This is a genomic window from Stenotrophomonas sp. HMWF023 (assembly GCF_003060985.1).
Taxonomy (GTDB): domain Bacteria; phylum Pseudomonadota; class Gammaproteobacteria; order Xanthomonadales; family Xanthomonadaceae; genus Stenotrophomonas; species Stenotrophomonas lactitubi.
In genome coordinates, this window is sequence record NZ_QAIJ01000086.1 from 1 (window position 1) to 10,190 (window position 10,190).

10 protein-coding genes are annotated in these 10,190 nt (G+C 59.6%); 8 read left to right on the forward strand and 2 right to left on the reverse strand.

All coding sequences use genetic code 11. From position 1 onward, the window contains the following. Nucleotides 1-736: 736 nt before the first annotated feature. Entirely contained in the window at nucleotides 737-1,627 is an 891-nt protein-coding gene (locus DBR20_RS03965) for a LysR family transcriptional regulator (RefSeq protein WP_230110688.1), read from the reverse strand. 132 nt (nucleotides 1,628-1,759) lie between these two features. Between DBR20_RS03965 and DBR20_RS03970 the strand changes: the two genes are divergently transcribed. Genes DBR20_RS03970 through DBR20_RS03985 form a run of 4 tightly spaced genes read left to right on the forward strand, consistent with a single transcriptional unit; the run spans nucleotide 1,760 to nucleotide 4,051 of the window. Further along, nucleotides 1,760-2,137 (forward strand): nuclear transport factor 2 family protein, encoded by a 378-nt coding sequence (locus DBR20_RS03970; protein ID WP_108265265.1) that lies wholly within the window; start codon nucleotides 1,760-1,762, stop codon nucleotides 2,135-2,137. A 10-nt stretch (nucleotides 2,138-2,147) separates the two neighbouring features. Then, a complete protein-coding gene (locus DBR20_RS03975) occupies nucleotides 2,148-3,134 on the forward strand; it encodes a zinc-binding dehydrogenase (protein ID WP_108265266.1) in 987 nt (328 codons plus the stop codon). 26 nt (nucleotides 3,135-3,160) lie between these two features. Next, on the forward strand, nucleotides 3,161-3,649 hold the full coding sequence (locus tag DBR20_RS03980) for an SgcJ/EcaC family oxidoreductase (RefSeq protein WP_108265267.1): 489 nt from the start codon (nucleotides 3,161-3,163) through the stop codon (nucleotides 3,647-3,649). Between the two features lie 9 nt (nucleotides 3,650-3,658). Next, complete coding sequence (locus DBR20_RS03985) at nucleotides 3,659-4,051, forward strand: DoxX family protein (protein ID WP_108265268.1); 393 nt, start codon at nucleotides 3,659-3,661, stop codon at nucleotides 4,049-4,051. 99 nt (nucleotides 4,052-4,150) lie between these two features. On the opposite strand, the gene DBR20_RS03990 is transcribed toward DBR20_RS03985, so the two are convergent. After that, a complete protein-coding gene (locus DBR20_RS03990) occupies nucleotides 4,151-5,080 on the reverse strand; it encodes a LysR family transcriptional regulator (RefSeq protein ID WP_219927783.1) in 930 nt (309 codons plus the stop codon). Nucleotides 5,081-5,183: 103 nt separating this feature from the next. On the opposite strand from DBR20_RS03990, the gene DBR20_RS03995 reads away from it, so the two are divergent. The 4 genes from DBR20_RS03995 (at nucleotide 5,184) to DBR20_RS04010 (ending at nucleotide 9,448) form a co-directional block, all read left to right on the forward strand. Continuing rightward, complete coding sequence (locus DBR20_RS03995; protein WP_108265269.1) at nucleotides 5,184-6,752, forward strand: GMC family oxidoreductase N-terminal domain-containing protein; 1,569 nt, start codon at nucleotides 5,184-5,186, stop codon at nucleotides 6,750-6,752. A gap of 34 nt (nucleotides 6,753-6,786) precedes the next feature. Further along, the gene (locus DBR20_RS04000) at nucleotides 6,787-6,993 is read left to right on the forward strand and encodes a hypothetical protein (RefSeq protein ID WP_108265270.1); all 207 of its coding nucleotides are present in this window, start codon (nucleotides 6,787-6,789) and stop codon (nucleotides 6,991-6,993) included. A 63-nt stretch (nucleotides 6,994-7,056) separates the two neighbouring features. Then, nucleotides 7,057-8,529, forward strand: a complete 1,473-nt coding sequence (locus DBR20_RS04005; RefSeq protein ID WP_108265271.1) for an aldehyde dehydrogenase family protein — start codon at nucleotides 7,057-7,059, stop codon at nucleotides 8,527-8,529. A gap of 28 nt (nucleotides 8,530-8,557) precedes the next feature. Beyond that, nucleotides 8,558-9,448, forward strand: a complete 891-nt coding sequence (locus DBR20_RS04010; RefSeq protein WP_108265272.1) for a catalase — start codon at nucleotides 8,558-8,560, stop codon at nucleotides 9,446-9,448. Nucleotides 9,449-10,190: the final 742 nt, after the last annotated feature.

A 10,190-nucleotide genomic window follows, 5' to 3' on the forward strand; every position in this document is an offset into this window, starting at 1 on the left:
TACTGCTTGCTTGCCATAGGCACCTCTCTCGCTTCCATTGATTATGGCTCTGAGATGTCTACGAAATCCTGGCCGGTCCAGTCAAGCTCGATCCATGACGTCTAATTGAGGATGCCAGCAATGCAGCTACGCTGCCCGCACATTGCATCCATAGAGCCCGCAGAAGCCTACCGGTTGCACCGCAAACACATCATTCGAGGTGCACATTCCCGCCCGCTCAAGAGCTAAGCTTGAGCTGATGATGTTGCGGAGACGGCTGAAATCGAGGCCTTTTCCACTTGAGCGCTACCTCTTGATCAGGATGCCGCGATGGGCCCCTTCGAGTCTTGGACTACTTTTCAGCAAATGAGTCTCTTTGCGGGCATCGTTATCATCTATTGCGTCACCTTGACAGCTCTTGCTGTTTGGGTTGCCCACCGTCAGAACTGCAGATACGAGGCAGAGCGCCTCCGTAGGCTGCGACGAAAACGCAGAAGAAAGATGCACCCTTGAATCTTCAGGCGCAGGGTTCGCTTCTCCCCCTGCTAGTGAGTTCACTTGGCCAAGTGAGAACCGAACCTGCTTGATCGAGCAGACGGCGAAACTGCCCTGTGCAACCAACGGCTGCTTCTGGCCGAATGCAGACGCGTCGAACGGATCGGCCTTAAGCCGTGCATCCTCAGAGCGACTAGTGTGCCAGCCCACCTTTGGTCGTTAGACAGGTAGTTGCTGCAACCTCTGCTCACACGGGGGGAGGTCATGCGCCTACCGCCCCTTGCTGCAGCCAGTCCTTGCTGATCAAAGAGATCTCGGCCTGGCAGAAGTCCAGATAGGTCCTGATGATTGAGGAAGGATGCCGATGCGATGGATACAGCAGGTGAATCTGCTGTTGGGGCAATGGACACTGGGGCAGAAATTCCACGAGGTCTCCCGCGCGGATTGCATCTGCCGCCAAGAAGGGGGGCAGCTCAGTCACGACGTCTCCAGCCAGAGCGCGGCTGCGTAGATGTGCATAGTCGTTCGTGGCGAGGACACTGCGAGGTTCAACGGAGTGTCCCCCAATTAGCCAACGACCCCGTGCATTTGCACCCAAGACCCAAGTGGCGCACGGGAATTGATGAAGATCGTCGATCGATCTCGGAACCCCAAGACGCTCTATCAGTGCTGGAGACGCAACAAGTAGATGGCGATACTCCAGAACCCGTCTCGCCACCATGGCTTCATGAGTTATGGTACCGACGCGGAGCGCAACGTCGATCCCGTCTTCTATCAGATCGATGCGCCGTTCGGTGGTATGGACCTGCAGTTGAATGTCCGGGTATTGCAGCTGGAACCGCGACAGCAGCTCCCACCAAGGCTCGAACGCAGGTGGAAGTGACAACCTCAACCGTCCCTTTAGACGCGCCTGGTCGCTGACCACAGCTTGCTGCGCCTCTGCGAGCAGTTCGATCCCGCGTACGGCGTGCTCGTACAAGCGTGCGCCTGCATCGGTCAGGCGGGTGCCTCGGGCCGACCGCTCCAACAGCTGAACGCTCAACTCGCGCTCAAGCTCGCGAACCCGCCTACTCACGGTAGGCAGAGGCAGCTTGAGTCGCTCGGCTGCAGCCGAAATGCTTCCTGCCTGCACCACTGCGACAAACATCTGCACGGCGTTCAAGTCCACGATCCAGCCTCTCATTTATGGCAGGGGTTATATCAAATATGAGGCTTCTATCTCATTTTTGAAACCAGCAAAGTTGCTCCACGCCACCGATCCCCGGTGAGCCAACTGGAGCATCCCATGTCTATTGCAGCAGTTCTCAAGTCCTACGAAACCGCCCTGAATGGCAACGACACCGACACCATCCTGAGCCTCTACAGCGCCGAACCGGTCTTCATGCCGCAGAACGCGCCTGCCCTGGAGGGGCGTGAGGCCGTCCGTGCGGGCTATGAGCAGGTATTCGCCACCATCAAGCTCAACGTGACCTTCGACATCCACGAAGTCGTCCAGGTTGGCGAGTGGGCATGGGTCCGCACGAGCTCTGCAGGCCGCACCCGAATCCTGGCCGCCGACGTCGAGGTTACTGAAGGCAACAACGAGTTGTTCGTGTTCCGCCTCGAGGCCGGTGAGTGGAAGATCCATCGCTACCTGTTCGCCACCAATCAGCCGCGCTCCTGAGGAATCCGTCATGAAGGCATATGTGATTGAACAGGCCGGCGGCCCCGAGGTTCTGCAGCTGCGCGACATTGGCGCACCCGAGAGCAACAACGATGAGGTACTCGTCAGGGTCCGCGCATTCGGGTTGAATCGTGCCGAGGTCTATCGACGCCAAGGCAAGATGGGCCCGATCGATAGCCCTGTTGTGCCCGGTATCGAGGCCGTGGGTGAAGTCATCCGGGATCCGAGCGGCACCTTCCGCACGGGACAGCGGGTCGCAACGGCCATGGGTGGACTGCAGTTCAGCCGCCCAGGCAGCTATGCCGAACAGGTAAGCGTGCTTGCACAGAATCTCATCTCACTTGACGGCATCGACCTTGCCTGGGACGAGCTCGCTGCACTGCCGGAGTCCTATCTGACAGCCTGGGGTGCGCTGGATCGCAGCCTCCAGATCCAGAGCGGGCAAACCTTGCTGGTGCGAGGTGCTACGTCGGCAGTCGGCATGGCCAGCGTTGCCTACGCGAAGGCACGCGGACTGAATGTCATTGCCACCACGCGCACGGTGAGTAACGAAGCGCGGCTGAAGGAAGCGGGTGCTGACGAGGTCATCGTCGATACCGGAGAGATCGCGGGCCTGGTTCGACGGTCGGTGCCAAGCGGTGTGGACGCCGTACTGGAGGTTGTTGGCGCAGCAACGCTTCGAGACTCGGTCAAAACGCTTCGCCCCTTTGGTGGTGCATCGGTCATTGGCCTTCTGGGTGGTGCGCCGGTACTCGAGTCGTTCCACCTGATGCAGGACCTACCTGGCGCGGTCCATCTGAACTTCTTCCCGAGTGGACTGCTTGGAACCGCAGCATTGCCGCTGATCGAATCCCCGCTTCGCTGGATTGCGCAGGAGATCGCCGTCGGCCGGATCCCATCATTGCGTACCAGGACCTTTGATTTCGACGACGTGCGGCAGGCCCATCGACTGATGGAAAGCAATGCGGCCGTCGGCAAGTTCGTCGTACAGCTTTGACCTCTCACAGATACTGGAGAATTCCCATGCGTACCTGCTTCGCCTCACTCGCCGTTCTACTGGCGCTGTCTCCTTTCGCAGCTCTGGCCTCTGGCAAGACTGCCATGCCAACCCCGGACACTACGGCAATCACCCGTCAGCTTGAGCGCTATGAGCAAGCGCTCAACAACTCTGACGTCGACGCTGTAATGCGCCTCTACTCGGACGATGCGGTCTTCATGCCGCAGCACAGTCTGCCGGTAGCGGGGACCGGAGCAATCCGATCTGCCTATCAACAGATCTTCAAGACAATCCGGTTGAGTATCGACTTCAGCATTGATGAGATCCAACCGCTGTCGCGGGACTGGGCCTTTGCCCGCACGCGGTCCAACGGAACGGTAAAAGTACTGGCCTCGGATGGACCGGCGGGGGCGGAAGCCAATCAGGAAATCTTCCTGCTCCACCGTGGCAAGGATGGGCAATGGCGATTCGCTCGTTACATCTTTTCCACCACCAACCCTCCTCGTCAGCCGTGAGCCATGAACATGAATACTTCCCTTCAATCCACCGCCACGGCGATTGCCCGCACGCTGATGGTCGTCGTCTTCCTGCTGTCGGGCCTGTCGAAGATCGGTAGCGCGGATGCCATCGCCGGTTACATGGAAGTGATGGGTGTACCGAGCCTGTTGCTGTGGCCAACCATCGCCTTCGAAATTGGCAGCGCAGCGCTGATCATCCTGGGATTCCACACGCGTATCACGGCAATCCTCCTGGCAGGCTTCAGCCTGGTGACGGCGATCGTCTTCCACCATCAGTTCTCGGACCAGACTCAGCTGATCATGTTCCTCAAGAACATCGCGATGACCGGTGGCTTCCTGCTCCTGGCGTGCACGGGCCCAGGCCTGCTGAGCATTGACGCACGTCGCAGTGCAGCGTGAACTGGCACGGGTGTGCCTGGTGCAGATCCGGGCACACCCATCAGATCAGTGGAAGCTCGCCGTAGCGCTGGATGAGTCATCAGCAGTCCCCGGCGGACTCTAAGCCTGGAGTCTCTGGCGAACGCGGTCGGCAATGAAGTCGATGAATGCTCTGACTCTAGGGACATCAGCACTTCTTGGAGGCCAAAGTAGCCAAATCTGTCCACGTGGCTGGGTGTACTGGCCGAGCACTTCATGCAATCGCCCGGCATCAACATCTGTCCTGACCAGATAGCTTGGTGCTTGCACAATTCCCAGTCCACCCAATGCTGCTGATGCCAGCGCCTCTCCGTCGTTAAGGATGATTCCAGGCTTGATCGGCCGTGAGTGATCGGAAGCCCTGAACGCCCATTCCTCAGGTCGCCCGGTAGTCGGAAACCTATAGTGCACACAGCAATGCGCGTGCAGATCATCGGGCACGAGGGGCGTTCCATGCCGCGCCAGATACTCGGGAGAGGCGCAGGTAATGAAGGTGTGCCGGCCGAGTGGCTTGGCCTGAAGATTTGAAACCTCCAGGTCCCCCAGTCGCAGTACAACATCGAATCCTTCTTCAACGACATCGACCTTCATGTCATCGAGTTGGATGTCGATGGTGATGTCCGGGAAGCTCGCCTGGAACTCACGCAGCGCCGGGAGCACGATTCTTCGGCCCATGACCGTTGGAACACTGATCCGCAGACGCCCTCTGGGCGTGCTCTGCACCAGATTCAATTCCCGCTCCGCCTCACCGAGGTCTCTAAGCACCTTCGCAACGTACCGGTATAGAACCTCTCCTTCGCCGGTAAGTGCCAACGAACGGGTTGTGCGATTGAGCAGACGCGAGCCAAGTCTCAGCTCCAGCCGTTCGACCGCCTTGCCAACAGCCGAGGCTGAGAGCCCCAGCTTCCGGCCGGCCGCAGCAAAGCTCCCCGACTCCACGGTCGCGGAGAAGGCGAGCAGCCCACTGAATGATTCGAGCGAAAAGATTCCGGACATATTGTCCGCAAACATACGACTGCTGCCTGACTTCCGCAATCGCCCCCTCGCACCAACGATTGCAGTGGTAGCGCGCGTTCCGCTGGCACCGCGCCTGACAGCCAATATCGGAGTGAACATGAACAGACGTCCTGACTCACAGATCATTGAATCAGCGAACACGCCAGAGACAGCAACGTACGACGTCATCATCGTCGGCGGCGGCTCCGCTGGCGCGGTCCTCGCGAGCCGCCTGAGTGAGGACCAGGCTCGCCAGGTCCTTCTTGTTGAAGCGGGCAGTGCCTACTCGCCACAGCACTACCCCGACGCCGTACGACTCCAGACGGTGATCGGCGGCGATCCAGAACACGATTGGGGCTTCGTCTCCGAACCGGGCTGGGGCGAAAGAGCCTTCCAGGTTCCGCGAGGCAAAGTGCTGGGCGGCTCGTCTGCTGTCAATGCGGGCGTCTGGATGCGAGCGCCTGCGGCTGACTTCGAACGTTGGACCGCTCGCGGTCTGCCGCACTGGACCGCGACCGATGTCCTGCCCTTCTTCCGTCTCAGCGAACGCACCGTATCGGGAGAAGACCGTTGGCATGGTCGCAACGGGCCGGAGCCGATTCATCAGCTGCAGATCGACGAAATCTCTGACATGCAGCGGGCATTCATCGAATCAGCCGTGCTCGAGGGATTCCCCTACGCAGCTGACTTCAACGGTGAGCACACGTTGGGTGCAGGCCCTTATCCAATGAACAACCGGATGGGCCAGCGGCTCAACGTCGGAATGACCTACCTGTCAGATGCGGTCAGAGCCCGCGCAAACCTTACGATCCTTGCCGACACGTTGGTCGATCGCGTCCTGATCGAAGACGGGAATGCCAAAGCGATTCTGCTTTCCAGCGGAGAGCGTATCAGCGCAACGGAGATCATCCTGTCGGCGGGCGCCTATGGATCACCGGCGATCCTCCTGAGATCCGGCATCGGCCCTGGCGAGGAACTCGGGAAACTCGGCATTGCCACCGTGGCGGACCTTCCTGTCGGGAAGAAGCTGCAGGAGCACCCGTTCTTCTTCACCAGCTGGGCGGCACATCCCGATCGGCTCGGGCTCCCGATTCCTCCCGTTGGTGCGATTCTCTGGGCAAAGTCTTCCAAGGCCAAGGAGAACGACCGTGACCTGCACGTGAGCGCAGTGCACTACGGGGACCCTGCCAGCTCGCCGACAGGTGCCATCTTCATGATGGCGATCGCGCTCACTCGTCCGCGATCAACGGGAACGCTGACGCTGCGTGACAGGGATCCCTCATCCGCTCCGGTCATTCGGCTGAACATCCTGGACGAAGCAGTGGACAGGGAACTGATGGTGGAGGGAATCCACATCGTTCGTCGCATAGCCAGCCAGCCTCCTCTTGCGGAGATCATTGCACAGGAGCTCGTACCTGGCGCCGCAGTGACCACGACCGAGGCGTTGGAAGCATCACTTCCGTCGGCGCTGGACGTTTACCACCACCCGACCTCCACCGTACCGATGGGCGCGAGCGACGATATCGAGGCAGTTACGGACTACCAGGGTCGTGTACGAGGCATCGGCAGCCTGCGCGTCGTCGATGCATCGATCTTCCCCGATGTTCCATCTGTCGCGACAAATCCCACGGTGATCATGCTGGCCGAACGCATTGCGCACTGGATCAGAAGTGGGACAGTTTCCTAGCTCCACGGCGCTTCTGGAGCGTCTGAAGCGGACCGTGCTGGTCTGGTTGGCTGTATATCCCACCGTGCTCGCCGTGCTGCTTCTGCTGGGTGATGCGCTGAGAGGCTGGCCCTTGCCGCTCCGCGTCCTGGGCTCGACTGCACTGATCGTTCCAATCGTCACCAACATCGCCGAGCCGCTGGTGAAACGCACCCTCTCGATGTTGACCAGCAGGATTCCGAAGAAGCATCGCCTGCGCTGATCCCGCCTCCGTCGGAGGCGGAAGTTCTCAATGCGCTCTCCCCCAATCAAGAGAAATCCGACGATGACAAGCAATACCAATGACGCCCCCACTCGTTTCGCATCCAACTGGATTGGAGGAGTTCGGATCCGCGAAGGCGTGGAAAAGGAATCCATCGACCCTGCAACCTACAACGCAATTGGCAGCTATCGCGACAACGGGCTGGCAGCAGCCCGTTCGGCTGTGAAGGCAGCGAAACGGGCTTTCAAGGAAACCAGGTGGGCGCACGATGCCTCATTGAGGGCAAAGGTGTTGGAGCAGCTTGCGAGCGCGTTCGAACGCAATCGTGAGAAGTTGCTCGACATACTTTCACTTGAGAATGGAAAGGTGAAAGGGGAAGCCGCATTCGAGCTTGATATGGTTCCGAGCAAGCTGCGCTACTCAGCGGCGACGGCTCTGGTTGAGAGTGGTCGTACCGTCAAGCCTTCACCCGGTGCTATCTCGATGATACTTCGACAGCCGATGGGGGTCGCTGCCGTCATTGCGCCATGGAATTCTCCGGTCGTCCTGACAATCCGATCACTGGCTCCTGCACTCGCTGCCGGATGCACGACCGTAATCAAGCTACCGGGACAGGTGGCGCTGACGGCGAGTGTCATGGCGGACATCATGTCCGAGGCCACTGATCTCCCTCCCGGCGTCATCAACCTCTTCTTTGAAAGTGGTTCTGAAGGGTCCGCGTACTTGGTCGAGACACCCGATGTTCCCGTTGTCAGCTTCACCGGTTCGACCCGAACTGGGCGCGCCATCAGCAGTACAGGGGCACAGCATCTGAAGCGCTTCGGAATGGAACTGGGCGGAAAAACACCCATGATCGTGTTTGACGACGCAGATGTCGCCGCGGCGCTTCCGGTGCTTGAGAAGGCACTCACAGTGTTCAGTGGTCAGTTCTGCATGACCGGATCGCGGCTACTGGTGCAAGATGCCGTGTACGACGAGGTCCGCGAGGGTTTGGCCGAGCGTTTGAAGGCGGTCAAGGTGGGGCCGGCCGCCGATCCCACCAGTGACATGGGGCCCCTGATTGATCGTGCGAATGTCGATCGGGTAGAGCGCGTCGTCCTGGATGCCATAGCGTCTGGTGCCCGAGCCGTGGTTCGCGGCGGTCCGATCAAGGAGGGCCCGCTGGCAACCGGAGCATTCTTCATGCCCGCACTGTTGGAGGTTGTGGAAAATCAACTCCCGATCATCCAGCAGGAGACCTTTGGCCCGGTGCTCACCCTCCAGCGGTTTTCCAATGAGGCTGAGGCAGTACAGCTCGCAAATGACAACGAGTATGGGCTTGCCGCCAGTGTCTGGACCCGGGACCTCGATCGTTCTCTGAGAGTGGCCCAGGCCATCGACGCCGGCTCGATCTGGATCAATGACTGGGCAAAGGTCTACGACAGCACGGAAGAAGGCGGATTCAAGCAATCCGGCCTGGGAAGGCTGAACGGCCTGGCAGCGCTCGAAGACTTCCAGGAGTACAAGCACATCGCCCTCAACCCGGGCTTGGCCTGAATCCACTGCCGTTCGGGGCTTCCCTGGTATGACGAATCACATTTCAGAAAGGCTCGTTGATGCTCTGCACGCTGGCGCGGATGTCCGCGCCGGCTGCCGTGTTAACCACGCCCGGGGTGCGCTTGTGAGCGGGTTCTTTCGCCCGTCGGACGTAGCTGCACATGTGTGCTGCGCGCCAATTTTCAGTAGTGGTGAGCAGACGGTGCTCGTTCGATTCTCTGATTCCGGTCCGGACTGCAATGTTGCCCAGGATTCTGCGGCTGCGGCGCCACGAGGAATGGCAGTGAAGATCGGCCATCCGTCTGCGCTGGAGCTCATCGGCCACTCCATCGAGGGGTTCCCGGCCGGCACCGCCGAAGGCTTCCTCGACTTCATCGAGGCACTGAACGAGCAACAGAGTGCACTTGATCGATTGATCGCTCACCTGGGCAGCAGCCAGGCGGCACGATCCTTTGTGGAGAAGCGCTCGGCGAGCCCGCTTGCCGGATACTCATGCCTCACTTATCACATGCTGCATCCTTATCGGCTCGTAGCACCAGACGGAAGCGAGCGTGTGGGCCGAATTGCGATATCTGGCTTGAGCAAGCCCGACGTTGCGGCGCTTTCCGGCCCGGATTGCTTTGATGATGATCTTGAGAGAATTCTTTCGTCGGGCGTTGCGCGCTTTGACGTTACGTTGCTCATTCCTTCGAGAAGCAGCGAGCTGGATGATCTGACTCGGTCTTTGGGCGAACTGTTGGAGACGGTGCTTCTGGGGGAGATCGTTGTCCAGAACCTTGTCGAGGACCAGCCTATCGAACGCAGCGTGTCATTCCATCCCGGGGTGCTTCCATCGGGAATGTCGTTTGCGGGCGACTCTCTTATCGAGTTTCGATTGAAAGCCTATGCGCTGGCCACTGCGCGAAGGCTGAGCTATTGAGGGTTGGCTATGGTGGCCCCAAAACGACGGGCGACGTACGCCTGCCTGACGCCAGCGTTGACGCATGTAGGGGTGCCTGCAGCTCGCAGCTCGCAGTGGTAGGGATTAGTACACAGCTAGCAGGACAAGGGATTGGGAAGGCCTATCGTAGGTAGGGCGGATGTAACTCTGGCGATGTCGACCACTACTGCTCCTGAGTCGCTAACGCCAACGGCATGCTTCGCCCGACTCTCAAGGCCGCGAACCTTCGTGGGGCACCTAAGTGGCCTCCTTATTTGTCAAGGACCGACAAGTTTGGACCGCCATCAGGACTGTGCTTGCCGCCTCGGCCGTTGGCGAGGGCCAATGAGCCGCGGACGCCAGCTCTGCCCCTAGGCCATTGCGACCATAGGTTTTCAGCCCTTGCGAAACCATAGGTTCAGCAAAAATGCAAACCTATGCTTGCCCGTCTATGTAGTAGCCCACTGGAGCAGACCGACGTGCATCACCGCTTCGTGCATCTGATCGACCATGAGAACTGCACGTGTAGCAGTGAGGTGCGGGCGTCGATGTTGCGCGACGCTCATCTGCGCCCATTCATTAGGGCAGCGTGAGCCCGCTTCATCCTGATGAATTGGCTGTATCGAAGCGGCGCAAGGGCATCGACCGATGCAGCACAGCTCGCTTGTTCCCGCTTGTTAAGGTTTGCCAATTGCCGCACCTTCACAGTCCGTCCACGTCTTCCAACTGCAGCTGAAAGCCC